Origin of the sequence: Embleya sp. NPDC005575 (assembly GCF_040605455.1) — a bacterium.
In the GTDB taxonomy this organism is placed as follows: domain Bacteria; phylum Actinomycetota; class Actinomycetes; order Streptomycetales; family Streptomycetaceae; genus Embleya.
In genome coordinates, this window is the sequence record NZ_JBEXCV010000010.1 from 18751 (window position 1) to 43203 (window position 24453).

Annotated in this window: 22 protein-coding genes; 8 read left to right on the forward strand and 14 right to left on the reverse strand. The window is 70.3% G+C overall.

Features of this window, described 5'->3' with window-relative positions:
• Nucleotides 1–35: 35 nt before the first annotated feature.
• Nucleotides 36–956 carry an alpha/beta hydrolase gene (locus ABZS54_RS05405; RefSeq protein ID WP_355531298.1) on the forward strand — a complete coding sequence of 307 codons (921 nt, stop codon included), beginning with the start codon at nucleotides 36–38 and terminating at the stop codon, nucleotides 954–956.
• A 20-nt stretch (nucleotides 957–976) separates the two neighbouring features.
• Here ABZS54_RS05405 and ABZS54_RS05410 read toward each other — a convergent pair whose 3' ends face one another.
• From ABZS54_RS05410 to ABZS54_RS05440, 7 genes are all read right to left on the reverse strand, one after another.
• Nucleotides 977–1801 (reverse strand): heme ABC transporter ATP-binding protein, encoded by an 825-nt coding sequence (locus tag ABZS54_RS05410; RefSeq protein ID WP_355531428.1) that lies wholly within the window; start codon nucleotides 1799–1801, stop codon nucleotides 977–979.
• Nucleotides 1801–2841: an iron ABC transporter permease gene (locus ABZS54_RS05415; RefSeq protein WP_355531430.1), complete on the reverse strand. Its 1041-nt coding sequence runs from the start codon at nucleotides 2839–2841 to the stop codon at nucleotides 1801–1803. The genes ABZS54_RS05410 and ABZS54_RS05415 overlap by 1 nt, the downstream gene beginning before the upstream one ends.
• Before the next feature lie 205 nt (nucleotides 2842–3046).
• On the reverse strand, nucleotides 3047–3979 hold the full coding sequence (locus ABZS54_RS05420) for an ABC transporter substrate-binding protein (protein WP_355531300.1): 933 nt from the start codon (nucleotides 3977–3979) through the stop codon (nucleotides 3047–3049).
• A gap of 251 nt (nucleotides 3980–4230) precedes the next feature.
• On the reverse strand, nucleotides 4231–5181 hold the full coding sequence (locus ABZS54_RS05425) for a hypothetical protein (RefSeq protein WP_355531302.1): 951 nt from the start codon (nucleotides 5179–5181) through the stop codon (nucleotides 4231–4233).
• Nucleotides 5182–5245: 64 nt separating this feature from the next.
• Nucleotides 5246–7792, reverse strand: coding sequence for a valine--tRNA ligase (valS, locus tag ABZS54_RS05430; RefSeq protein WP_355531304.1), 2547 nt, complete (start codon nucleotides 7790–7792; stop codon nucleotides 5246–5248).
• Between the two features lie 216 nt (nucleotides 7793–8008).
• Nucleotides 8009–8290: a DUF397 domain-containing protein gene (locus tag ABZS54_RS05435; protein ID WP_355531306.1), complete on the reverse strand. Its 282-nt coding sequence runs from the start codon at nucleotides 8288–8290 to the stop codon at nucleotides 8009–8011.
• 10 nt (nucleotides 8291–8300) lie between these two features.
• Complete coding sequence (locus ABZS54_RS05440; protein WP_355531308.1) at nucleotides 8301–9206, reverse strand: helix-turn-helix transcriptional regulator; 906 nt, start codon at nucleotides 9204–9206, stop codon at nucleotides 8301–8303.
• Between the two features lie 296 nt (nucleotides 9207–9502).
• Between ABZS54_RS05440 and ABZS54_RS05445 the strand changes: the two genes are divergently transcribed.
• Nucleotides 9503–9988: a hypothetical protein gene (locus ABZS54_RS05445; protein WP_355531309.1), complete on the forward strand. Its 486-nt coding sequence runs from the start codon at nucleotides 9503–9505 to the stop codon at nucleotides 9986–9988.
• A 49-nt stretch (nucleotides 9989–10037) separates the two neighbouring features.
• On the opposite strand, the gene ABZS54_RS05450 is transcribed toward ABZS54_RS05445, so the two are convergent.
• Nucleotides 10038–10835 carry an ATP-grasp domain-containing protein gene (locus ABZS54_RS05450; RefSeq protein WP_355531311.1) on the reverse strand — a complete coding sequence of 266 codons (798 nt, stop codon included), beginning with the start codon at nucleotides 10833–10835 and terminating at the stop codon, nucleotides 10038–10040.
• A gap of 82 nt (nucleotides 10836–10917) precedes the next feature.
• Between ABZS54_RS05450 and ABZS54_RS05455 the strand changes: the two genes are divergently transcribed.
• Entirely contained in the window at nucleotides 10918–12024 is a 1107-nt protein-coding gene (locus tag ABZS54_RS05455) for an FHA domain-containing protein (protein WP_355531313.1), read from the forward strand.
• Between the two features lie 113 nt (nucleotides 12025–12137).
• The gene (locus ABZS54_RS05460) at nucleotides 12138–12857 is read left to right on the forward strand and encodes a M50 family metallopeptidase (protein ID WP_355531315.1); all 720 of its coding nucleotides are present in this window, start codon (nucleotides 12138–12140) and stop codon (nucleotides 12855–12857) included.
• 78 nt (nucleotides 12858–12935) lie between these two features.
• Here ABZS54_RS05460 and ABZS54_RS05465 read toward each other — a convergent pair whose 3' ends face one another.
• The 3 genes from ABZS54_RS05465 to ABZS54_RS05475 all read right to left on the reverse strand — a co-directional run bounded on the left by ABZS54_RS05465 (nucleotide 12936) and on the right by ABZS54_RS05475 (nucleotide 15099).
• Nucleotides 12936–13370 (reverse strand): SRPBCC family protein, encoded by a 435-nt coding sequence (locus tag ABZS54_RS05465; protein WP_355531317.1) that lies wholly within the window; start codon nucleotides 13368–13370, stop codon nucleotides 12936–12938.
• Nucleotides 13371–13472: 102 nt separating this feature from the next.
• Nucleotides 13473–13745: a TerD family protein gene (locus tag ABZS54_RS05470; protein WP_355531319.1), complete on the reverse strand. Its 273-nt coding sequence runs from the start codon at nucleotides 13743–13745 to the stop codon at nucleotides 13473–13475.
• A gap of 229 nt (nucleotides 13746–13974) precedes the next feature.
• On the reverse strand, nucleotides 13975–15099 hold the full coding sequence (locus ABZS54_RS05475) for an LLM class flavin-dependent oxidoreductase (protein ID WP_355531321.1): 1125 nt from the start codon (nucleotides 15097–15099) through the stop codon (nucleotides 13975–13977).
• Nucleotides 15100–15205: 106 nt separating this feature from the next.
• Here ABZS54_RS05475 and ABZS54_RS05480 point away from each other — a divergent pair, with 106 nt between their 5' ends.
• Nucleotides 15206–16099 (forward strand): helix-turn-helix domain-containing protein, encoded by an 894-nt coding sequence (locus tag ABZS54_RS05480; RefSeq protein WP_355531323.1) that lies wholly within the window; start codon nucleotides 15206–15208, stop codon nucleotides 16097–16099.
• A gap of 366 nt (nucleotides 16100–16465) precedes the next feature.
• A complete protein-coding gene (locus ABZS54_RS05485) occupies nucleotides 16466–17779 on the forward strand; it encodes an ammonium transporter (RefSeq protein WP_355531325.1) in 1314 nt (437 codons plus the stop codon).
• Nucleotides 17780–17988: 209 nt separating this feature from the next.
• Here ABZS54_RS05485 and ABZS54_RS05490 read toward each other — a convergent pair whose 3' ends face one another.
• Together ABZS54_RS05490 and ABZS54_RS05495 are read right to left on the reverse strand one after the other, a co-directional pair.
• Complete coding sequence (locus ABZS54_RS05490; protein ID WP_355531327.1) at nucleotides 17989–18369, reverse strand: hypothetical protein; 381 nt, start codon at nucleotides 18367–18369, stop codon at nucleotides 17989–17991.
• A gap of 34 nt (nucleotides 18370–18403) precedes the next feature.
• On the reverse strand, nucleotides 18404–20917 hold the full coding sequence (locus tag ABZS54_RS05495) for a DUF3516 domain-containing protein (protein WP_355531328.1): 2514 nt from the start codon (nucleotides 20915–20917) through the stop codon (nucleotides 18404–18406).
• A gap of 192 nt (nucleotides 20918–21109) precedes the next feature.
• Between ABZS54_RS05495 and ABZS54_RS05500 the strand changes: the two genes are divergently transcribed.
• The gene (locus tag ABZS54_RS05500; protein WP_355531330.1) at nucleotides 21110–21511 is read left to right on the forward strand and encodes a hypothetical protein; all 402 of its coding nucleotides are present in this window, start codon (nucleotides 21110–21112) and stop codon (nucleotides 21509–21511) included.
• Between the two features lie 287 nt (nucleotides 21512–21798).
• Here the strand turns inward: ABZS54_RS05500 and ABZS54_RS05505 are convergent, their stop codons facing one another.
• Nucleotides 21799–22998 carry a CaiB/BaiF CoA-transferase family protein gene (locus ABZS54_RS05505; RefSeq protein ID WP_355531332.1) on the reverse strand — a complete coding sequence of 400 codons (1200 nt, stop codon included), beginning with the start codon at nucleotides 22996–22998 and terminating at the stop codon, nucleotides 21799–21801.
• Nucleotides 22999–23172: 174 nt separating this feature from the next.
• Here ABZS54_RS05505 and ABZS54_RS05510 point away from each other — a divergent pair, with 174 nt between their 5' ends.
• The gene (locus tag ABZS54_RS05510; protein WP_355531334.1) at nucleotides 23173–24330 is read left to right on the forward strand and encodes a hypothetical protein; all 1158 of its coding nucleotides are present in this window, start codon (nucleotides 23173–23175) and stop codon (nucleotides 24328–24330) included.
• Nucleotides 24331–24453 lie beyond the last annotated feature (123 nt).

Below are 24453 nucleotides of genomic sequence, written 5' to 3' on the forward strand. Positions count from 1 at the left end.
ACCGGCCGGTATCTGGTTGACGGAGGAGGAACACGGTGGCGATCGATCCGCAGCTCGCGAAGTTGCTGAGTTTCACGCCGGAAAATCTGTTCGTGGGCGACGCGGCCACCGCGCGGGCGACCATCGATGCCGGAATCGGGCTGCTTCCGGTGACGACCGAGTTGGCCCAGGTGCACGATCGCACCATCCCGGGCGCCGTCGACGCGCTGCCCGCTCGGGTGTACCGGCCGTCGGAGGAGCCCGATCTGCCGGTGACCGTGTTCTTCCACGGTGGCGGGTTCGTGATCGGCGGCCTGGACAGTCACGATGCGCAGGCCCGGCGGATCGCCCGGCACGCCGAGTGCGTGGTGATCTCGGTGGACTACCGGCTCGCCCCGGAACACCCGTTCCCAGCCGGGATCGAGGACGCGTTCGCCGCGTACCGGTGGGTGCTCGACAACGCCGCCGAACTCGGTGCCGACCCGAGCCGGATCGCGCTGGCCGGCGACAGCGCGGGCGCCACGCTGTCCGCGACCACGTGCCTGCTGGCCCGCGAACACGGCCTGCCGCAACCGGCTTTGCAGATGTTGTGGTATCCGGGGACCGGCGTCGAGCACACCGCGTCGCGGGTCGAGAACGCGAACGCGCCGCTGCTCACCGCCGCCTCGATCGCGTGGTTCATGGAGCACTACCTCGGCGGACGCGCGCTCGACGAACTGGGTCCGTACGCCTCGATCGGCACCATCGAGGACCTGTCCGGCCTGGCGCCGGCGCACGTGGTCCTGGCCGGTCACGATCCGCTGCGCGACGAGGGCGCGGACTTCGCCGAGCGGCTGCGCGCGGCGGGCGGCACGGTCGAATGCGAGCTGTTCGAGGACATGGTGCACGGCTTCATGAGCTTCGTGGACCTGGTCCCGCGCTGCGCGGAGTGCGCCTCGGGTTCGTTCGCGGCGCTGCACAAGGCGCTGCACCCGTAGGGGATGGCCGGCGGGTGGCGTCAGCGCGACGGCAGGATCAGCAACTCGTCCGTACCGGGCCGGCGCAGCACGTCCACGGGATGGCCGTACAACTCGGACAACACCGGCGCGGTGCACACCTGATCGGGCGGTCCGCAGGCGACCAGTCGGCCCTGCGCGAGCAGGGCGATCCGGTCCGCGTAGGCGGCCGCCAGGTTGAGGTCGTGCAGCACGATCACCACCGCGTCGCCCCGGCGCGCCCGGTCCCGGGCCAGCCGCAGCACGTCCTCGGTGTGCTTGAGATCCAGGGCGGCGGTGGGCTCGTCGAGGAAAAGTACGGGCGCGCCCTGCGCGAGCACTCGGGCGAGCGAGACCCGGGCCCGCTCGCCGCCGGACAGTGACGGGTAGACCCGGTCGGCCAGGTGCGCCACGTCCGTCTCGGCCAGAGCGCGGGCCACGATCGCCTCCTCGGACTCCTCGCTCGGCAGTCCCGCGTGCGGCGCGCGGCCCATCCGCACCACCTCGTCCACGGTGAACGGGAAGGACAGTGTGACACTCTGTGGCAACACCGCGCGGCGCAGCGCCAGTTCGCGCTGTGAGTAGTCGGACGACGCCCGATCGGCGATCCGCACGGTACCGTGATGCGGTGTCAGGTCGCCGGTGAGCAGGCCGAGCAGGGTGGACTTGCCCGCGCCGTTGGGGCCGAGCACCGCGACGATCTCACCGTGGCGCACGGTCAACGAGACGCCGTCGACCAGGTTGCGGCCGGCGATGGCGTAGCCGACGTTCTCGGCCTCGACGCCGATCGTGCCGACCTCGGGCGCCGTCGCGGGCGCCGCGGTGCGGTTCCGGGCGAGCAGCCTCATCATGCCCAACCTCCTTGCCGGGAACGGGTTTTGCGCAGCAGCCACAGGAAGAACGGGGCGCCGATCAGCGCGGTGAGCACGCCGAGCGGGACCTCCTTGGGCATCGCGACGGTGCGCGCCGCGAGGTCGGCGCCGACGGTGACCAGCGCGCCGAGAAGGGCGCTCGCGGGCAGCAGCAGCCGGTGTCGCGGACCGGCGATCAGCCGGATGATGTGCGGGACGACCAGGCCGACGAAGGTGATCACACCGGCCGCGGCGACGGCCGCGCCGACCAGGGTGGCGCTGAGCACGACCACCACGATGCGTACCCGTTCGGTGTCCACGCCCAGGTGTCGGGCGCCGCTTTCGCCGAGCGCCATGATGTCCAGCGCCCGGGCGTACCGGGGCAGAACCAGCAGGCCGATGAGCGCGAACGGTGCGAGCGCGCCGATGATCTTCCAGCTCGCCCCGCCGACGCTGCCCAGGTTCCAGAAGGTGATGCTGCGCAGTTCGGCGTCGTCGGCGACGAAGGTGAACAGCCCGATCGCGGCGCCGGCCAGCGCGTTGATCGCGATGCCGGTCAGGACCAGGGTGACCACTTCGGTACGGCCGTCGGAGCGGGAGAGCAGGTAGACGAAGAGCGTGGTGAGCAGGCCGCCGACGAAGGCGAACGCGGTCACCGTCCAGGAGCCGAAGGTGGACACGCCCAGCACGATCGCGCCGACCGCGCCGAGCGCCGCCCCGGAGGACACCCCGATCACGCCGGGCTCGGCAAGCGGGTTGCCGAACACGCCCTGCATCGCGGCTCCGGCACAGCCCAGGCACGCGCCGACCATGATGCCGAGCACGATGCGCGGGAAGCGGATGTTCCACAACACGGCCTCGTTGGCTGCCGACACATGGCCGATGTCCAGGCCGAGATGGTGCAGCACCGAGAAGAGCACCTGGTCGGAGGGGATGTCGAAGGCACCCATGCCGGCCGAGACGACGCTCGTGGCCAGGAGCAGCAGCACCAGGGTCGGCATCAGCCAACGGCCGTGCCGACGCGGTGCCGCGGCCACCGGGGGCGTGGCCCGGGTTGTCGGCGCCGGGGTCGTCGTCCTGCCGAGTTCGACCACGGGAGGCGGTGAGCCCGGTTGTTCGGTGGGTTCTTGACGCTCCGTCACCGTTGCCACGGTCTCCCCCACACCTTCCCCTCGGGTGTTTTCGGGCGCCGGACGGGACGCTCCGGGGCCCCCGGAACGGCGGGCGGCGGACCGGCCGACCCTAGCCATGCAGCAGATCGACGAGCTCGTTCAGCGCGACACCGGCCGTCGGCCCACCGCCGCCCAGCTCCAGGTCGTCCATCGCGACGACCTTCCGATTCAGGCCGGCGGGCGTTTGTGCGACGCCCGGCAGCTTGAGCACGCCGTCGACGCCGCCGACCGACTCCAGGCCCTTCCGGAAGACGAGGATGACGTCGGGCTTGGCCGAGACCATCGCCTCGGGGGTCAGCGCGGCGGACATCTCGACGCCCAGTTCGGTACCCGTATCGATGCCGCCGGCGGCGCTGATCATGCTGTCCGGGCCCAGGCCCTTGCCGCCGATGTGGTAGAGGTTGGCCTGCCCGCGGATGTAGAGGAACGCCACACGCGGCTTGGTGGCGGCCTGCGCGCCCTTCGCCTTGGCGGTGGCGATCTCGCCGGCGGTCTTGTCGGCGAGCATCCTGCCCCGATCCGGCACGCCCAGCGCGGTGGCGATGGTGGTGATCCGGGTGATCGCGTCCTCGGGCTTGCCGCTGTCCGGGATCAGAACGATCGGTACGCCGGCCGCCTTGAGCTGGTCGATCGCGGTGCGAGGGCCGACCGAGGCGCTGCCGATGGCGACCGTGGGTCGCTGGGCGAGGATGCCCTCGGGGTTGAGCCCGCGCGAGTTGCCGAAGGTCGGCTTGCCCTTGCTCTGCGGCAGGACCGCACCGGAGGTGTCCACACCGACGACGTTGGAGGCCAGGCCCAGGGCGTACACGGTCTGCGCGATGTCGCCGCCGAGCGGAACGATCCGGCTCGCGTCCTTGACGGTGACCTTGCCCATCGTGGTGTCCACGGTGGCCGGCAGCACCGAACCGGCCGGGGCCTTGTCGGCCTCCTTGCCATCGGACTTCTTGTCGTCTTCGCCGCACGCCGTGGCGAACGCGGTGATGGCGAGGACGGCCGCGGCCACCCGCAAGCTTGTTCGACGCAGACGCATCCGGCGGCCTTTCGAGCGGTGGGGTGAGCGGAAGAAGAAATTCCGTTCTTAGGCAAGCCTTGCCTTGTTATTCGCAACCTAAAGGTGAGGCTTACCTAACTTCAAGCCCGGGGCGGGTGGACAACGTCACACGCGGACGGCGGGCCGCTCCCCCGGCGAGGACAGCCGCAGCACCGGTACCGCAGCGGCCTTGGCTCCTTTGCGTCCCGCGTCGGTCGATCCGGTCAGCGCGCGCGCCAGGCCCGGCTGTGCCGGCGGATCTCGGCCGCGGAGAAGTTCTCGTGGTCCTCGCCCCACGCGGTGACGCCGTCGAAGGTCCACTCGGTGAGGCCGTTGACGGTAAACAGGTTCGGGTTCAGGAAGAAGCCGAGCCGGTTGTGCATGCGCCCCTCCGCGTGCAGTTCGCGGCCGAGTTCGTCGATCCCCTCCAGCACGATCCGGGTGGCCCAACCGGTGTCGTCCTCGCGTTCGACCACTTCGCGGCGGCCCTTGGCCAACTTGGCCCAGGTGCCGTCGCGGAGCAGGTAGCCGTGGATGGACACGCAGCCCGAGCCGAAGTCCATGGTGATGCTGTGGAAGGCGTCCCGCTCGGAGGCGGTCGCGTAGCTGTAGCCGCCCCGCTTGGCGGGCGACTGCATCAGGCCGGGACCGAACTGCGAGCGCGGGCCCCACGAGCGGTCCCGGAAGCCGTACGAGTCGACCGGGATCTCCTCGCCGCGCAGCACCACCGTGCCGGTGTAGCGCCCGGGCTGGTCCACGTGCTTGTCGCCGAGGTAGTGCGGCGGCAGCACCGCGGTGAAGGTCAGGTCGACGTGGATCTCGTCGCCGCCGTCCGGGTCGTCGTAGCCGACCTCGTACACCGCCTGCGGCCGCACGCAGCGCACCCGGAACCCGTTCGGCAGCCGCAGGTCGGTCAGGTCCTGGTCGGGGATCGGCAGATGCCAGAAGTTCTTGGCGTAGACCGCCTCGTGCGGGTGCCGCCCGCTGTCGTCCCAGAAGTACGCGCCGCCCGCCGCGACCCCCTGGTTCGCCCGGAAGAACGGATACAGCTGCCCGGACAGGCGCCTCTGCGGAACCGTGAAGGTGAACCAGGAGGTCTCCGACCAGTACGGGTCGTCGCTGGTCGGCGGGTGGAACCGGTCGTCGGGGTGGTGCTCGACATGCTCAGTGATCATGGCCAACGGGTACTACGGGTACTTGGCCGAGTCAATGATTATTGCCGTCGATTCCGGCCTGTGATCACTCCTCGAGGCTGACGTCCACGGTGAGCGGACCGTCCGCGGGCACCAGGTCGATGCGGGCGATGTGTCCGGCCGCGCGCAGGTCCGTCTCGACCAGGGCCACCCGGGCCAGTTCGGCCGGGTCGCCGGTGATCGTGACACCCGCCACTGCGGCGCGCATCGACACCTGCGCGGCCGACTTGGCCTTGCGCACGCCGGCGATCAGCTCGGACGCGAGAGCCGGCAGCGCCCGGTCGGCCGCCGGCGGCTGCGGCGCGGGCCAATCCGCCCGGTGCACCGAGCCCTCCTGCCACCACGACCACACCTCCTCGGTCGCGAACGGCAACACCGGCGCGAGCAGTCGCAGCAGTACGGACAGCGCGCTCGCGAGCGCGGCCCGGGCCGACCGGGCACCCGCCGCGGAGCCGGCCTCGCCGTAGGCACGGGCCTTGACCAGCTCGACGTAGTCGTCGCAGAAGTACCAGAAGAACCGCTCGGTCCGGTCCAGCGCCCGCGCGTAGTCGTAGTCCTCGAACGCCTCGGTCGCCGCGCGGGCCACCTCCGCCACCTCGGCGAGCAGGGCCAGGTCGAGCGGTTCGCGCACCGCGTCGGGTGCCTCGGCCGCGCCGGTCGAGAGCACGAACCGGCCGACGTTGAGCAGCTTGATCGCCAACCGGCGGCCGACCTTCATCTGGCCGACGTCGAACGCGGTGTCCACGCCCGGCCGACCGCTCGCCGCCCAGTATCGCACCGCATCCGAGCCGTGCTGCGCGAGCAGGTCGACCGGGGTGACCACGTTGCCCTTGGACTTGGACATCTTCTTGCGGTCCGGGTCCAGGATCCAGCCGGAGATCGCCGCGTGCGCGAACGGCAGGCTGTGGTTCTCCGCGTCCGCTCGCACCACGGCGGAGAACAACCAGGTACGGATGATCTCGTGCGCCTGTGGGCGCAGGTCCATCGGGAAGACCCGGGCGAACAGGTCGTCGTCGCGACACCAGCCGCCCGCGATCTGCGGCGTGAGCGAGGAGGTTGCCCACGTGTCCATCACGTCCGCGTCGCCGACGAATCCGCCGGGCTCACCGCGCTGTTCCGCTCGATAGCCGGGCGGCACGTCGGTATACGGGTCGATCGGCAGATCAGTCTCGGCCGGGCGCAGCGGTGCGTCGTGCCGCGGCAGCCCGGCCTCGTCCAGCGGATACCACAGGGGCACCGGGACTCCGAAGAAGCGCTGCCGGCTGATCAGCCAGTCGCCGTTGAGACCCTCGACCCAGTTGTCGTAGCGGACCTTCATGTGCGCGGGATGCCAGGCCAATTCGGCGCCCCGGGCCAGCAGTCGGGCCCGCAGGTCGGCATCGCGCCCGCCGTTGCGCAGGTACCACTGCCGGGTGGTGACGATCTCGAGCGGCTTGTCGCCCTTCTCGTAGAACTTGACCGCGTGCGTGATCGGCTTCGGCTCACCGACCAGTTCGCCGCTCTCGCGCAACATCGCCACGATCCGCTCGCGCGCGGTGAAAACGGTCGCGCCGGCCAGGCGGGCGTACGCCTCGACCGCCTCGGGGGTGTCGATCCCGGCCGGCGGATCACTCAGGACGCGGCCGTCCCGGCCGAGCACCGCCCGGGTGTCCAGGCGCAGTTCACGCCACCAGGTGACGTCGGTGGTGTCGCCGAAGGTGCACACCATGGCGAGCCCGGAGCCCTTCTCCGGATCGGCCAGCGCATGCGCGTACACCGGCACCGGCACTCGGAACAGCGGTGTGCGCACGCTGCTCCCGAACAGGTGCGCGTAGCGCGTGTCGTCGGGATGCGCGACCAGGGCGACGCACGCGGGCAGCAACTCCGGCCGGGTGGTGGCGATTTCCAGCGCGTCGCCGGTGGGGCCGCGAAACACCAGTCGATGGAAGGCGCCGGGACGCTCCCGGTCCTCCAACTCGGCCTGCGCGACCGCGGTGCGGAAGCTGACATCCCACAGCGTGGGCGCCTCGGCCGGGTATGCCTCGCCGCGCTCCAGGTTGCGCAGGAAGGCCCGCTGGGAGGCGGTACGCGAGACCACGTCGATGGTCTGGTAGGTCATCGTCCAGTCGACGGACAGCCCGAGCAGCCGCCACAGTTGCTCGAACGCCTTCTCGTCCTCGTGGGTCAGTTGCTCGCACAGTTCGATGAAGTTGCGTCGGGAGACCGGGATCTGCTGTTTGCCCGGCTGCTGCGGCGGCACGAAGTCGGCGTCGTAGGGCAGCGCCGGGTCGCAGCGCACGCCGAAGTGGTTCTGCACCCGCCGCTCGGTGGGCAGACCGTTGTCGTCCCAGCCCATCGGATAGAAGACCTCACATCCGCGCATCCGCCGGTAGCGGGCGATCGCGTCGGTGTGGGTGTACGAGAACACGTGTCCCACGTGCAGCGATCCGCTGACCGTGGGCGGCGGGGTGTCGATGGAGAAGATCTCTTCGCGGGTCCGGCTCCGGTCGAAGCGGTATACGCCCGTCTCTTCCCAGACGCGCGACCATTTCGCTTCCAGCCCGTCGAGGGAGGGCTTGTCGGGCATGCGGGGGGAATCGGAGGGGGCGATCATGCCCCCGGAGCGTACCGGGAGCCGGGGCCCGACTCGACCCGATTCCCGTGCGGCGGTGTGGCGGACCGGTGCGCGGGTGGATCGGTGCGCGGGTGGATCGGTGCGCGGGTGGATCGGTGCGCGGGTGGATCGAGTCGGCGGGTCGGTCGGCGGGCCGCCCTTCGGGGGGCGGGGCGGCTCGCGGACCTCGGTCGGGGGTGGTCGGAGGTGGTCGGGTCAGGCGGTCGGGCGCAGAGTGCCGACGAACGCGGCCCAGGGGGCGTTGCCGAGGGTCAGCAGTCCTACGGCCGGGTCCTTGCTGTCCCGGACGTCGACGGCGCCGTCCAAGTGCGGACGAATCTCGGCGCAGTCGCCGTTCTGCATGCTGTAGGAGCTCTTGACCCAGCGGAACGAGGTGTTCGCGGGCATGGTGTTCGCGGGCATGGTGTTCGCGGGCATGGTGTTCGCGGGCATGGTGTTCGCGGGCATGGTGTTCGCGGGCATGGTGTTCTCTGGCATGGCGTTCTTCCTACTCAGTGGGCGAGTCGCTCCGGTCGCGAGTGACTCGGTCTGCGAGTTGCTGGGCACTGGCCGCGATGAAGGCCTCGGACTCGACGGGACTGAGTGCGATGCCCCGCAAGTCGGCGAAGACCTTGCCGTAGTGAGCGGTGTCCTGGGCTCTTTCCAGGTACGCGTGGCTGGTGATGTTCTCCAGCGAGACCACTTCCATCCCCGAGGGGGGAGGGAATCCGTAGATCGAGAACGGCGTGGGGCCGCCCGGATAGGCGCCTGCCGAAAAGGGTAGTACTTGCACGGTCACGTTCGACAGTTGTGCAATTTCGATCAAGCGCACGAGTTGCTCGCGCAGCACCCGTCGGCCGCCTATCTCCTGGCGCAGCGCGGCCTCGCCGATCACCATCAACACCTCCAGCGGCGCCGGTTCCTCGCGGGTGAGTACGCGCTGTCGATCCAGCCGCACCCGGACCCGGGTGCGGCACTGTTCGTCGACCGGTCCCACCGTGCCGCCGCGGATCACCGCCGTGGCGTACTCCTCGGTCTGGAACAGTCCGGGGACGATGCTCGGCTGGAATCCCAGGCAGGACGCCACCTCGGCCTCCAGGCCGATCAAGTCCAGGAAGTCCTGCGGCAGTCGATCGGCGAGGTCGCGCCACCAGCGCTGCCGGCGACCCTCGCGGGCGAGGGCCAGCCAGCCCTCGCGCGCGCCCGGGTCGTGCACCTCGTACAGGTCGAGCAGCGCCTTCAGGTCGAGCGCACGGATCCCGCTGCGGCCGGACTCGATCCGACTCACCTTCGCGGGATGGCAGGAGAGGGCGTCGGCGGCGTCCTCGAGCAGCAACGACGTGTCCTCGCGCAGCCGACGCAAATTGGCGCCCAGAACACGCCTGCGAACCGTCGGATATTGCTCGGCGCCCATGTTTCCTCCCGATCCCGCGCCGCTCGTGCCGCGGTTCTCCAGGTCGTTCGAACTTCTTTCGAGCTTCCGCCTTTTCGAGGCATTCGGGGGTTCGACCCCGTGAGTCGCCGTCATGGTACTCATATCCGACACGATGCAAGTCGAGTGGTTTGTTTGACTTGCACTTATTGCTCCCACCGGGGACGCTACTTACAGCGACCTCTCGACCACCCGTCGGGGCGTTCGCGAGTGACCGGTCGCGCCTTTTCCCGACCATTGGGAGGCGAGGGAACGTGCTGCAGGAGCAAGATGCCGGCGTGAACCAGGCAGGGATCGCGTGGATCAGCGCCGCCACCCGCGATCCGCGCGACACGCGGTACACCTGGCTGACCAACCCCGGCGCCCGCCGCGCGGCGGACACCGGCCGGTTGTTCGACGCCGTCGTGATGCGCGCCGAACTGGGCGCCGCCGTGCTCGACCTGCTCACCGCCGCCGCCGAACCCACCGGCGCGGTGATCGCCGAGGAACACGCGGGCAAGTGGGCCTACCTGGTCGGGCCCGGCAGCGCCGAGGTGTGGCTCGCCGCGATCGGCCCGTCCGACGGCACGCGATACCACTACGTCGGCCACGGCGGCTGCCTCACCGTGCCCGGCCCGCGCCCCTACCCCGGCTCGTCGATGACCTGGATCGTCCCTCCGGGCCTGGGCACCAACCTGACCTGCGTCACCACCTTGGCCGCCACCTACCTCCGCGTCGAATCGGCCTACCCCACCATCCGCTCGAAACCCGAGCCAACTCCCTGACATCCCGACGGGGCGAGGGCACACCCGGGCACGCGGGCGATGCCTGCGCTCAGCCGGACGCGAGCCGCGTGTGGGTTGGGCGGACGAAGCGTCGGTCGGCGATGGGCAGGGCGGTTCGGGGACCGGCGGCGGCGAGGATGGTGTCGAGGCAGCGGCTGGGGTCGGCCCCGTAGATGTTGCTGAACCACGCCATGTTGGCCTCGACCACGGTCCAGCACTCCTCGGCGGTGTCGGCCGTACCGGCCAGGCCGATGTCCACGACCACCGCGCCGGGCAGGTCGGCGTCCGGATCGCCGAGCAACTCGGCTGCGAAGGACAGGAGTTCGCCGGACCTGACGTCCTCGGTGAGCGGCAGCGGGTCGAGCCGACCGAAAGTCGCGTAACGCGAACCGGTGTGCACGACGCCGTCCAGCACGAAAAGCCGGTACTCGGCGACGAATGTCCGGATCTCGCTGACCAGGACCGGGGTCTCGCCGGGCACGGCCCGCGGCAGCCGGGTGCCGTCGGCGTACACGGCCGCCTCGAACGACTTGTCGCTAGGCGGCTTGACGAAGGCCGGCGTCCGCAGCCGGCGTGCCTCGGCCATGGTCGTCGCCGTGATCTCCCGCCGCGTCCAGCGCTCGGGCAGCGTGCTCAGCCAGTCGTCGGCCGGCTCCAGCAGGGCCACGTCCAGCGAGGCGGCCACCGTGTCGGCGAATCGCGGTCCGCCGTAGTAGGCCGCGGATCCGCGCAGGTCGGGACGTGGACCGGCGAGCACGGCGACCGACATCCCGCGCGCGACGGCGGCTCGGGCCAACAGGTCGGCGGTCGGGGTGGCTTGCCCGGACAGGGCCAGGGTCTCGATCACGCCGGCACATTAGGGCGTGTAGCCCGGCGGGGCGACCGGGTTTCGGATAGGAATTGGGAGAGGGCTCGGTCAGGGGGACCATGTGTGGGACGCGATCGTGGATGTGGCCAATGTGTGTCACTCCGAAGAGCTGTATCCGATCGGCGAGAAGGGGCCGTTTCTGGCCCGCCTGGACGCCGTCGTGCACGGCTGGCGGGCTCGGCACGGCGCCGACGCGCGAATCGAACTCGTCGCGGACAAGGCGCTGTTGCACGCCTTGGACGCGAGCGACAAACGCGAGTTGCAGCGGCGTGCGGCCCGACGCGAGGTGACCCTGCGTGCGGTCGCGGACACGCTCGTCCTCGAACGCGCCGAGGCCGACCTGCTGCATGTACTCAGCGGGGACTACTTCCTCGACTTCCGCCGCCGGCATCCGTGGATCGAGGCGCACCCCGAGCGCTTCCACCACTGGCAGCAGGACGCGCACGGCGTGCACTTCGTGCCGCGCGGCATCGGCCCCGAGCACCACCAGCGGGTCTCCCGGGCCGAGGAGATCAAGGAGTTCCGGGACAAGCACCTCGACCCGGCCCGACACCCGGAGATCATGAACACCCGGTGGCGGTGCGTCGAGCCGCTGTGTCTGTACGCGCGCATGTGGACGGGCCGACTGCCGGTCTGGCCCCGTGTGGATGCCGGCGCGCGGGCGGTCTGCCCGGGGTGCGCGAGTCCGCTCCGGGCGCTGGGGCCCCGGCGACCGACCCGACAGGTCGGCCTGGCCGATCACTCCACGGGCGAGTCGATCGAGCGTCTCCCGCTCGAACTGGGCAGCAACCTCGTGCTGGGCCGGGGCCGGATCGTCAACGGCTACAACCTGGGCAGCCGGCAGGACCGGTTCGGTGAGGCGGTGCGCTACGTCAGCCGCCAGCACGTGCTGCTGCGCTTCGCGGCCGGCCGGGCCGGCGAGCACGTGCTCGCGGTCGACCTGGGTTCCTCCAACGGCACCGAGATCGAGCGCTGGAACGGCTCGGCGTACGAACCCGGGCGCCCGCTGGAGGTGGACGTGGAGGAGATCCTCACCCCGCGCGATCGGCTCGTACTCGGCGGCGGGGTGCGAGTCGAGGTCTCCGGTCGACGCTTCAACGCGGACGACCTCCCGCGAATCACCGACGACAGCGGCGGGGAGGCGACGAGGCTGCGGAGCCGAGGGTGAATCGAGTCGGCGACAGTCGCGTCACGGGAAGGTCGGGACGCGGTGGGTGGGGTGGCGTGGGCGGTAGCGTTCGAGGCGGGGGCAGGGGACGGATGTAGAACGAGAGGGGCGGCGTGAGCAGCGTCGACACGGTGTCGTTGCAGGATCTGTGGGACCGGGTGGTCGGGACCCAACCGGATCCGCCGAGTTGGCTCGCGCTCGTGACCGGGGCGGTCGCGATCGCGGTGGTGCTGTATCGCCCGACCTGGCGGCCGTTGCGGTCGGTGGTGACGATCGCACACGAGGGCGGCCACGCGATGGTCGCGCTGCTCAGCGGGCGCCGATTGTCCGGCATACGGCTGCATTCGGACACTTCGGGCGTGACCGTGTCCGTGGGCAAACCGACCGGCCTGGGGATGGTGCTCACCGCGATGGCCGGCTACATCACGCCGTCCGTCCTGGGTGCGGGCGGTGCGGCGCTGCTCGCGGGCGCGCACATAACCATGGTGTTGTGGGTGGCGCTGGTGTTGCTCGCGCTGATGTTCATCGCGATACGCAACTGGTTCGGCGCGCTGGTGCTGCTGACCACCGGCGGGGTGATCTTCGCGATCTCGTGGCTGGCCAGTGCGCGGATCCAGGCGGCGTTCGCCTACCTGTTGGTGTGGTTCCTGCTCGTGTCCGGGGCGCGGCCGGTCTTCGAGCTGCAGCAGATGCGCAGTCGCGGCCGGGCGCCGTGGTCGGACGCGGATCAGCTCGCGGACCTGACCCGGATCCCCGGAGCGGTGTGGGTCGCCTTCTTCGGGCTGGTCTCGGCCGCGGCCCTGGGCATCGGCGCGAGTTCACTGCTTACCTGACCCGAACGGCCCGACGCCGGCCGGCTCCACCTCGCGGTGGGGTCGGCCGGCGTCGTCCCGGGTGCGGTCGGCGTCTGCTCAGAGCGCGTCGGGCAGCTTCGCGAGCACGCCGTCGTAGATCCGCTTGAGCCCGGCGGGCGCGAAGGTCTTCTCGAAGAAGCCCCCGATGCCACCGGCCCCGTTCCACACCGTGACGATCTCGACCCGGCTGCCCGCGCCGGCCGCCGACACGGTCCACGTGGTGACCATCGACGAGTTGGCGTCGGTCTCCACCAGCGTCAGGGCGGCCGGCTCGGTGACCGTCACCAGGCAGTCGCGCGAGCGCTTGCTCGTGGCCTGCAGCCGCCAGTGCGCCACCGTGCCGGCGCCCTTCCCGCCCTCGCGGACGTCGTACTCCGAGAAGTGCTCGGTGAGCAGCTTGGGCCGCACGTCCGCGTAATCCGCGACGGCCGCGAAAACCGCCTCCGGCGCCGCCGCCACAGTCGTGTGTGCGGTTGCCCTGACCTGCGCCATGACCACTCCTTGCCCTCGATTGCTGTCGGCCGGGTCAAGCAAACCACTTGGCCGCCCGGGCACCGAATCGCGCTCCGGTTACCCGCCGGTCGGTACCGGGTCTCAGGCGACCTCCACAGCGTACGAGCCGGCCGGCCCGGCCAGGTCGAACTCGTAGCCCTGGCCCTCCGTACGGAACTTCCAGCCGGCGCCGTGCCGGTAGAACGTGCCGAGCAGCAACACCCGTTCGACCGTGGCGGCGTCGAGTACCGAGCGGACGAACGAGGTGGCCTGGAACGGCGCCACGTCGATCTCGATCGGCCCGACCGCCGCGAACGTGCTCGTCCCGCCGGCCGAGGCCGCGATCACGACGCGACGTACATCACGCGGCAGCACATCCAGTTCGACCCCGTGGGCCCGACGTATGTCGCCGGGCCGGAATCGGCGGCGCGGTCGGCGCCTTGATCGGGCGGGCCCGCTCGGCGCCGCTCGGTCGGCACTCGGCGGCGAAGGGACCAGATTTGCAGGGTCAACCGCGGTTTCTTCCAGGCCTGTTCGCTGTCCACGCCCTGGAAGGAGTTGATCACGGCGCCAAGAAGTACCAGCGACCGATCGGATGCGCCCACTATTTGTTCGGTTGATACTTCTCCAGTTCCGGAATGACCTCTTTGCCGAGGATTTCGATCGTCCGCAGAATGTCCCGATGTTCCAGGAATCCCCACTGGACGTAGCAGATCAGCTCGTCCACGCCCAGGTCCGCGTAACGCTTCATCTTGCGTATGCAGGTCTCCACGTCGCCGATCACGATCATGTCCGCCGCGTCGAAGGTCTCCACCGGGACGGCGCCCTCGAACATCGGCTTCAGCAGTGGGAAGGTCTCGTCCTGCTCCGCCGGGGAAAGGTGCGGCAGTTCCCATTCGAGAGTGAACATCGCGAGATTCTTGTACCACCACGCGACCGAGTCCCAGACCCGCCGGTCGACCTGCTTGCGCCCGGTCGTGTGCACCAGGGTGTAGGCCGCGACCTTGTTCGTGGTCACGTCGGTGAGCGGCGTCGGGGTCGCCGCCGCCGCGCGGTAGGCGGCGACCCGGGCGGCCATCGTCTCCAGCGGCTGCATGATCGAGAAGGACAACATGCCCAGCCCGTTGCGGCCGGCGATCTGCGCCGAGCCCTGCGACGTGGCCGCCATCCAGCACGGCGGATGTGGGTCCTGGAACGGCTTGGGAGTGACCATCCGGCGGGGGAAGGAGAAGCGCTCCGACTCGTACTCGAAGTACTCCTCGCGCCACATGCCGGTGACGATCTCGATCGCCTCGCGCCAGTCGTCCCGCGAGCGGGCGATGTCCACACCGAACGCGGTCTGCTCCATCGGCGTGGATCGACCGGTCCCCCACTCGACCCGGCCGCCGGAGAGGATGTCCACCGTCGCGACCTTCTCCGCGATCCGCTGCGGCGGGGTGAACCCGAACGGGGTCAGCGTGACGCCGAAGCCCATCCGGATCCGCTCGGTGATCCCGGCCAGGTGGCCGAGGAAGACCTCGGAGGCCGGCATGTGCGAGCGGCCCTCGCGGAAGTGGTGCTCCACCGCCCAGACGGTGTGGAAGCCCATCCGGTCGGCCAGCCGGATCTGCTCGACCGCCTCGCGATACGCACGCTGTTCCGCGTGTCGCTGGCCGTACGGGTGTTCGCCGTGCCACGGGCGTGGCACGTCCACTTCGTAAAGCACGTCGAGCTTCATCGAGGCACCCATTTTCGGTATATTGAAAAATGTTTTCCAATCCCGTATTTCGTGATCCCGAGTGTGACCCGCCGAGGTACCGGCCACAAGGTGCCTGCCGGGTCGGAGAGTGGCCGTCATGGTTCGTCCCGCCCTCGCCGCCGGTCGTGCGGTCGAGATCCTGAACTTCTTCGCCGCACACCCGGGCAGCGCGTACACGCTCTCCGAGTTGCACGCCGCGCTCGGCATCAACCTCGCGTCCGCGCTGTCCGTGCTCCAGGCCCTGGAGGACGCCGGCTACCTGGTACGGCATCCGCGCCGCAAGACCTACGAGCTGGGACCGGCCCTGGTCGCGCTCGGCGACGCGGCGCTCCGCGGCAATCCGGCGGTGGACCTGGCCCGAACCCATCTGCGCGAGTTGGCCGACGAGTTCGACACCGAGTTGATCGCCAGCGTCGCGGTGGGCGACGAGATCGTCATCCTGGCCGTGGAGGGCCGGCCGCAGTTGGCCTCCGCCGACGTCCGGGTGGGTCAGCGGTTGCGCATGGTGCCGCCGCTCGGCCAGGTCTTCCACGCGTGGTCCACGCCGGCGGAGGTCGACGCCTGGTTGGACAGGCTGGACGAACGGGTGCGCGGCACGGCCCGGATCCTGCTGCCGCCGACGCTGGCGGCCGTCCGCGAACGCGGCTACTCGATCACCCTGGACAGTCCGACCCGGACCCGGATCGGCGCCACGCTGGAGCGGATGGCCGAACACCCGCGCGAGGCGGCGTCCTTGCGCGACCGGTTGGCCGAGTTGGCCGCCGCGCTCGGGGAGGAGGAGTACGAGCTGATCGCGGTCGACCCGGACACCGTCTACGACATCTCGACTCTGGTCGCCCCGGTCTTCGACGCCGCCGGCCGGGTCTCGGTCGCACTCACCCTGAACGGCCTCCAGGGCGTGACCGGCCGCCGGGTGACGACGCACGGCGAGCGGTTGGCCTCGGTCGCTCGCCTGGTGACCCGCCGCTCGGGCGGCCGGGCACCGGAGTAGGCCGGGACCCCGATGCCGGTGGGTGTGGGGCCTTTCGCGAGCGTGCTTCGCGAGTGGCCCGCCGGGTGCGGTTCCGAGGTGTGTTCCGCCGTTTTCGCCGGTGTGCCCTGGGGCGTGTTCCGCCAGTGTGCCTCGCGGGCGTGTTCCGTCGATGTGCCTCGCGGGGTGTGCCTCGCGGGTGTGCCTCGCGAGTATGTTTCGTGAGCGTGTCGGAGCGCTCACCGCGTGAGCACTCGCTCATCGTCGGGCAATCCGCGCGTAACACGGGGCGGGTTCCTTAACCCGCGCGTAACACCGAGGTATACGGCAGGAAACCCGGGCTGCGCACCCTGACCTGAGACCCCATCAGGCCCACGAGGGAGCCGCATGACCGTCGCGACCGACGCCCTGAACGCCGGAGACACCGCATGGCTGCTCGTGGCCACCGCGCTCGTGCTGCTGATGACCCCCGCCCTGGCGATCTTCTACGGCGGCATGGTCCGGGCCAAGAGCGTGCTCAACATGCTGATGATGAGCTTCGTGGCGATCGCGGTGGTGACCGTGGTCTGGATCGCCTTCGGCTACAGCCTGGCCTTCGGCGGCGACGTGGGCGGCGGGCTGCTCGGGGATCTCGGCGATGTGTTCATGGCCGGCACCAAGCCCACCGACCTGCACGGCACGGTGCCCGAGCTGCTGTTCATGGCGTTCCAGTTGACCTTCGCGATCCTGACCGTGGCGCTGATCTCCGGGGCGATCGCCGACCGCACCCGGTTCAAGGCGTGGGTGCTCTTCTGCGCGGTGTGGGTCGTCTGCGTGTACGCGCCGCTGGCGCACTGGGTGTGGGGGCCGGACGGCTGGATCGCGCACCGGCTCGGCGCGCTCGACTTCGCGGGCGGTCTGGTGGTCGAGATCAACTGCGGCGCGGCGGGCATGGCGGTGGCACTGGTACTCGGCCCGCGGATCGGCTTCAAGCGCGATCCGATGCGGCCGCACAACCTGCCGCTCGTGGTGCTCGGCGCGGGCCTGCTGTGGTTCGGCTGGTTCGGCTTCAACGGCGGCTCGGCACTGGGTGCGAACGGTCTGGCCGCCCAGGCGCTGGTGAATACGCAGGCGGCCGGGTGTACCGCGCTGATCGGCTGGCTCGCGGTGGAGAAGCGCCGGGACGGGCACGCCACCACGCTCGGCGCGGCCTCCGGTGCGGTCGCAGGCCTGGTCGCGATCACCCCGGCCTGCGGCGTGGTGGACCTGCCCGGCGCGCTGGTGATCGGCCTGGTGGCGGGTGTCCTGTGCAGCTTCGCGGTGGGCTGGAAGCACCGCTTCGGCTACGACGACTCGCTCGACGTGGTCGGTGTGCACTACGTCGGCGGCGTGGTCGGCACGCTGCTGATCGGCCTGTTCGCGGCGAAGGACGTCACCGGTGGTCCGGAGGGTCTGCTGCACGGCGGTGGACTCGCGCCGGTCGGCAAACAATTGGTGGCGATCGTGGTGGTGTCCGCGTTCTCCTTCGGCGTTACGTACACGATCGCCAAGCTGATCGACCGCACCATCGGCTTCCGCGCCCACGCCGACCACGAGCAACTGGGCCTGGACCTGGCGGTACACGCGGAAACGGCCTACGACCTCACCGCCTTCGCCGGCACGAAGCGCGCAGCCGGCCCTCGCCCCGCCCCGAAACCGACCGACGACCTGGACCTGGGCTGACCCGCTCTCTCCGACAGCGTTTCACCCGTGCGAGTGGAGATCGCTCCGAGCCCCCGGCCGCCCGAGGACGAAGTGCCATATGCCTGAGAGTGAAAGGGCGGTTTCAGAGGCGCTGAAAGATGGGTCGGGTGTTCTATGAAACAGCGCGGCCAACGCATCGGCCAGGTCGTCTGAGCGTGGTCCGACCATCGACCAAGGGGCCGAGCACGTCAGCGGGAGTTGCGCGCCAGGATCGCCGCGGTGGCCAAGGCAGCGATCGCCGCGCCCGCCGGGAGGGCTGCCCGGCGGGCGAGCTTTCGGGTGTTGTGGTGATCGAAGACGCCGCCGCTGGACTGGATCGAGAAGGCGGACCACACCGACTGCGCCGAGAACGCCGACGCCACTCCCAGATAGGAGCCGATCGACGCGGCGGAGAGCGCCGAGCCGATCGAGCCGACGGAGAGCGCGGAGCCGACCGACCCGACCGAGAGCACCGAACCCACTGATCCGATCGAGAGCACCGAACCCTCGGAGCCGATCGACAACACCGAGTTGTGCGAGCGCCAGGACAGGATCGAACCGTGCGCGTCGACAGCCGCCTTCTTCGTCATGGGCCCAGTCTGCCCGAACGCCGATGGCGCGGGTTCACATCCGGTCGACCGCGACCACCCGCAGCACCGCGCGTCCGGTCTCGTCCGACTCGGTCAGGTCCACCTCCGCGGTGATCCCCCAGTCGTGGTCCCGCGCCGGGTCGTCGAACACCTGACGCACCCGCCACGCCGAGTCCTCCTTGGTGATCTGCATGAGCTTGGGGCCGCGCGCGTCGGGGCCGGTGCCGATCGAGTCGTGCTCGTCCCAGTAGTCCTCCAGCGCGTCCTGCCAGCGCTCCGCATCCCAGTTGCCGTCGCCCTCCTGCTCGGACAGCTCGCCGAGCTGGAAGTAGCGGCGCAGCGCCGCGAGTTCCACGCGGCGGAAGAGCGCGTTGCGCACCAGCACCCGAAACGCCCGCTCGTTCGCGGTGACCGGGGCGGTGCGGCCCTCGATGTCGTCGAGTTCCTCCTGCGTCGCGTCCGGATTGGCCAGCTTCTCCCACTCGTCGAGCAGGCTGGAGTCGACCTGGCGGACCAACTCGCCCAGCCACGCGATCAGATCGTGCAGGTCCTCGTTCTTCGCGTCGTCCGGCACGGTCTGGTTGAGCGCCTTGTAGGCGCTCGCCAGGTAGCGCAACACGATGCCCTCGGTGCGCGCGAGTTCGTACCAGCCGACGTAGTCGCCGAAGGTCATCGCCCGCTCGTACATGTCCCGCACGATCGACTTGGGCGACAGCGGGTGGTCACCGACCCACGGGTGGCTGCGCATGTAGATCGCGTAGGCGTGTTCGAGCAACTCCTCCAGCGGGCGCGGGTATTGGATGTCGGCGAGCCGCTCCATCCGCTCCTCGTACTCGATCCCGTCCGCCTTCATCTGCCCGACCGCCTCGCCCTTGGCCTTGTTCAGCTGCGCGGCGAGGATCTGGCGCGGGTCGTCGAGCGTGGCCTCGACCACCGAGAGCACGTCCAACGCGTAGGTCGGCGCCTCCGGGTCGAGCAGGTCGAACGCGGCCAGCGCAAACGTGGACAGCGGCTGGTTGAGCGCGAAGTCGGCCTGGAGGTCCACGGTGAGTCGGACGATGCGGCCCTCCTCGTCCGCCTCGGCGAGCTTCTCCACCACGCCACCGTCCAGGAGCGAGCGGTAGATCGCGATCGCCTGCCGGATGTGTCGCAGCTGCTGGGCGCGCGGTTCGTCGTTGTCGGTGAGCAGGTGCCGCATCGCCTCGAAGGCGTTGCCGGGCCGGTTGATCACCGCGAGCAGCATCGCGTGGGTGACCCGGAAGCGGGACGCCAGCGGCTCCGGCTCGGCCTCCTGGAGCTTGGTGTAGGTCTCGTCGTTCCAGCCGACGAAGCCCTCCGGGGCCTTCTTGCGGACCACCTTGCGACGCTTCTTCGGGTCGTCGCCGGCCTTGGCGAGCGCCTTGATGTTCTCGATCTCGTACTCGGGAGCCTGCGCGACCACGTTCCCCACGGTGTCGAAACCGGCCCGCCCGGCGCGGCCGGCGATCTGGTGGAACTCGCGCGCCCGCAGCCGGCGCACCCGCTGGCCGTCGTACTTCGACAGCGCGGTGAACAACACGGTGCGGATCGGCACGTTGACCCCGACGCCCAGCGTGTCGGTACCGCAGATCACCTTGAGCAGTCCGGCCTGGGCCAGCCGCTCGACCAGCCGGCGGTACTTGGGCAGCATGCCCGCGTGGTGCACGCCGATCCCGTGCCGTACCCAGCGCGAGAGCTGGCGGCCGAACTTGGTGGTGAACCGGAAACCGCCGATCACCGACGCGATCCGGTCCTTCTCCTCGCGCGTGCACATGTTGATGCTCATCAGCGACTGGGCCCGCTCGACCGCCGACGCCTGGGTGAAGTGCACGATGTAGATCGGCGCCTCACGCGTGGTCAGCAGCTCCTCGATGGTCTCGTGCAGCGGGGTGACCCGGTAGGAGAAGTACAGCGGGACCGGACGCGTGGCCGACTTGACGATCGCGGTGGACCGGCCGGTGCGCCGCTTCAGGTCGCCGTGGAAGCGGTCCATGTCACCGAGCGTCGCGGACATCAGCAGGAACTGCGCCTTCGGCAGCTCGATCAGCGGAATCTGCCAGGCCCAGCCCCGGTCCGGGTCGCCGTAGTAGTGGAACTCGTCCATCACCACGAAGCCGACGTCCGCGTCCGCGCCGTCGCGCAGCGCGATGTTGGCCAGCACCTCGGCGGTACAGCAGATGATCGGCGCGGTCGCGTTGACCGAGGCATCGCCGGTCATCATGCCGACGTTCTCGGTGCCGAACTGGGCGACCAGGTCGAAGAACTTCTCCGAGACCAGCGCCTTGATCGGCGCGGTGTAGAAGCTGCGCTCCTTGCGCGCCATCGCGGCGAAGTGGCCGCCGGCGGCGACCAGGCTCTTCCCCGAGCCGGTCGGCGTATTCAGGATGACGTTGTTGCCCGAGACCAGCTCGATCAGCGCCTCTTCCTGCGCGGGATACAGGGTGAGGCCGCGCTCCTCCGCGTACGACGCGAAGGCTTCGTACAGGGCGTCGGGGTCGGCCTCGGCGGGGAGCAGATCGATGAGAGTCACCCGTCTATCCTGCCTGCTCGCGAGCGTCCGCCCGGACGCAACCCGGATTCCGCCGGTACGCGCACGTCCCCTACGCCGCGGACGGAGCACTTCCGGTGACGCGTGTCACATCCGTAGAGTCACCGTGATCATTTGTCACCGGGACCAGGGGTGCGCGTGAGGCCGGTACGACGAGCGGGTCGGATGGGCCTCGTGGTTCTCACGGGTCTGGCGTTGACCGGGACCCTCCTCGGGTGCACAGCGAGCACCTCGCAGCCCTCGTTGACCGCGGTCGCACCGCCGCACAACCCGGAAGCGGACCCCGACGGACTCAGCTGGACGGTCCGCCTGGGGGGCCGGATCCACCCGCAGCGCACATACCGCCTGGTCATCTCGACCGACCCCCTCGCGGTCGACACCGTGACCGACGGCGGTGTGGACCCGAACGTATGGGACAGCGGCGTGGTGCACTCCACCGAGCACACCGGCCTCCGCCCATCCGGCCTCCGCGTCGAGCGGGGCGTGACCTACTACTGGAGCGTCCAAGTCCAAGACGCCCAGGGCCACGACTCCCCCTGGAGCGCCAGAGACCAGTGGACGGTCACTCGACCCTGAGGCCACTGAGGACAAGCAGCCCACCGGCCACCCGACAACCGCAGCCACCAAACCAGGGCACCCCAATTCCAGCCCGTCCGACGCTTGAGGACCAAGCCGGCCACAGACCACCCGACAACCGCAGCCACCAAACCGGGGCACCCCAATTCCAGCCCGTCCGGCGCTTGAGGACAAAAAGACCGCAAGCCACCAACACCCGCAGCCAACGAGCATCGCCAACCAAACCCAGCCCGTCCGGCGGTTGAGGACCAAGCCGGCCGCAGGCCACCGACAGCCGCCCGCAGGGCCTAGCAGACCACCGCGGCCGCCCGCAGCTCCGCCACCCGCTCCGCGTCGAGGCCGAGTTCGGCGAGGATCGCGTCCGTGTCGGCCCCGAGCGTGGGACCCGGCGCGCCCAGCCGCGCAGGCGTACCGCCGAACAGCGTCGGATGCCGTGGCTGCCGCAACCGCCCGGCGGTCGGGTGGACGTCGTCCTCCAGCACGCCGACGGCGGCGATGTGCGGGTCGCCGGCGAGGTCACCGGGCCCGAGCACGACCCCGCACGGCACGTTCTCCGCCTCCAGGCGGGCGATGCCCTCGGCGACGGTGAGCCTGGTCGCGGCCTCGTGGCAACGGGTCACCAGCACATGGCCGACCTCGCGGTTGCGCCGCCGCTCGGCGATCGTGGCCACCCGAGGGTCGTCGTACCCGTCGACGCCGAACGCACGGCACATGCCCGCGAAGTCCGCGTCCGAGGTGGGCGTGGCGATACCCCAGCCGTCCAGGAACGCGTACGGGCGCACGTCCGCGACGAAGCTGCCGGGTTGGCTGCCGTCGCCGTCGCGCAGCACGTCGTTGCCGGCCGAGTCGACCCACATGAACGAGATCACCGCATCCAGCATGGACAGTTCGAGGTGCTGGCCGCCGCGCCCGCGTTCGCGTGCGTACAGGGCCGCGGTGATCGCCTGCGCGGCGGTGATCGCGGTGACCTTGTCGGCGAGAGCCTGGTTGGAGAACCTCGGGCGGCCGGTCTCCGGGTCCTTCTGGTTCTCGGCGACCCCGCCGTACGCCTGGATCACCGTGTCGTAGGCGCCCTTGCCGGCATACGGCCCGTGCGCGCCGAAACCTGAGATCGAGCAGTAGACGAGGTCGTCCCGACGCACGTCGGCGTAGCCGAGGCCGAGCCGTTCGGCCACGCCGGGCCGCCAGTTCTGCACCACCACGTCGGCCCGCGCGATCAGTGTGCGCACCAGGTCACGGCCCCGGTCGGTGCGCAGGTCCACCCCGACACAGCGCTTGCCGCGGTTGCACATCTGGTAGAGCGCGCTGATGCCTCCGGTGGCGGTGCCGATCCAGCGGGAGATGTCGCCGATCCCGGGGCGCTCGACCTTGATCACATCGGCGCCCTGATCGGCGAGCAGGGTCACCGCGTACGGACCGGTCGCGGCCGTGGACAGGTCCACTACGCGCACGCCGGCAAGGGGTCCGTCGATCGGAACACGTTCCATGCTGCCGCTCCCCCTCCGGTGTCGCTCGCGCGACGGCACTCGATGGCTCGGATGCCCGGACGACGAAAACAGGTTCTCTGTCACAGGTCAAGGCTCTGGTCTGTTGGCGTGGGCCGGCGGAGAATCCGGCAGCGTCCCGGTGCTCGGGATTCGACGCTGATCGACGGAGGATTCGTGACCAACCCGATCGGGCCGCTCACCGCGGCCGACGAAGGCTTTCATCACCAGGTCGCCGAGACGTTCGCGACGGTGGCCACCACCGACCCGTCGTGGACCGAGAAGGTCTGCGCGATGGCCGCGGCCCGGGACGGCAGCCTGCAACTGGGCTTCGGGCTGGGCAAGTACACGAACCGCAACGTGATGGACGGCTACGCGGGCGTCTCGCGCGGCGTCGAACAGCTCACGGTGCGCGCCTCGCGCCGGTTGTCGCCCGAACCGCACACCACGACGGTGGGGCCGATCCGCTACGAGGTGGTCGAGCCGCTCAGGGTGGTGCGCTTCGTGCTGGAGGCGAACGAGGCCCAGCCGATCGCCTTCGACTGGACCTTCGAGGCGGTCGTCCCGGCGGTCTCCGAGGACCGCACGCACAACCGGCGCGCCTATCGCACCACCGCCGATCTGGTGCGCTATCACCAGACCGGGGTGGCGTCCGGCTGGGTCGAAGTGGACGGCGAGCGCTCCGAGATCACCCCCGACACGTGGGTGTCCACGCGGGACCACTCGTGGGGCACCCGCTACGACGTGGGCGCGCCGGCGGTCGACCTGGAGCCGGCCGGCATGCCCGCGTCGATGTCGTTCCGGATGATCTGGGCGCCCATTCTGATGGAGCGCGAGGACGGCAGCCGGTATGCGCTGTTCCTGCACTACCAGATCACCAGTGGGCCCGGCTTCACGCAGAAGCGGGTGATGGGCGGGGTCGAGCACCCCGACGGGCGGGTGGACGAATGGGCCGACCTGGTACCGGACTTGAGCTACGACCCGGTCAACCGGCGATTGCGCGGCGGGAAGTTGCACGCCACGATGGCGGACGGTTCGACCCGGCCGCTGGAACTGGAGGTGGTCTCGGCGACCGGCTTCCACCTCGGCGCGGGCCTGTACTTCGGCCTGGACGGCCGACACCACGGCGAGTGGCGCGGCGACCTGCACGTGGAGGGCGAGCGGATCGCGGACTGCTCGACCCCCGAACAGGCCCGACGGCTGCACCAGATCCGGGACACGGTGGTCCGGGTGACCGACCCGGTCGGCGGCGGGGTCGGCTGGGGCAACTGCCAGCCGATCGTCACGGGCGCGGACCCGGCGCTGGGGCTCACGGCGGAGTCCTCGTTCATGTAGGACATGTGCGGCGGCCATTGCGGTCTCGGGGTGTGCGGTTTCGGCTGTTCGGTGTCGGGTCGTGCGGTTCTTTCTCGGTCGGTACTCCGCTGAACACGCAGCGCGAGCCATACGATGCTGTCG